The sequence below is a fragment of the Pseudomonas sp. C11 genome, from assembly GCF_034683865.1.
In the GTDB taxonomy this organism is placed as follows: domain Bacteria; phylum Pseudomonadota; class Gammaproteobacteria; order Pseudomonadales; family Pseudomonadaceae; genus Aquipseudomonas.
In genome coordinates this window covers 1-267 of sequence record NZ_JAWIIP010000056.1, presented here as the reverse complement: position 1 = coordinate 267, position 267 = coordinate 1, and the positions used below count along the sequence as shown (strand labels likewise).

At 67.4% G+C, this 267-nt stretch carries 1 pseudogene; it reads right to left on the bottom strand.

The window, feature by feature from the left end:
• Nucleotides 1-267 (bottom strand): annotated as a pseudogene (locus tag VC352_RS24900) (acyl-CoA dehydrogenase family protein); the annotation flags it as partial.

The window sequence follows — 267 nt, the reverse complement described above, 5'->3', positions numbered from 1 at the left end:
CGATGCGCCCTCCTTCGAGGTTCGCCAGGGCGATGCGATAGCCCTCGCCCTCCTCGCCCCGGCGCAGATCGGCCGGGATACGCACGCCGTCGAGCTGGATCTGTCAGGTGTCGGACGCATGCTGGCCGAGTTTGTCCTCCACCCGCACCACCGAGAAACCGGGGGTATCGGTGGGCCCGATAAAGGCGCTGATGCCCGTCTTGCCCGCTTGCGGATCGGTAACGGCGAAGACGATGACCATGCCGGCGTGGCTGCCGGAGGTGCTGA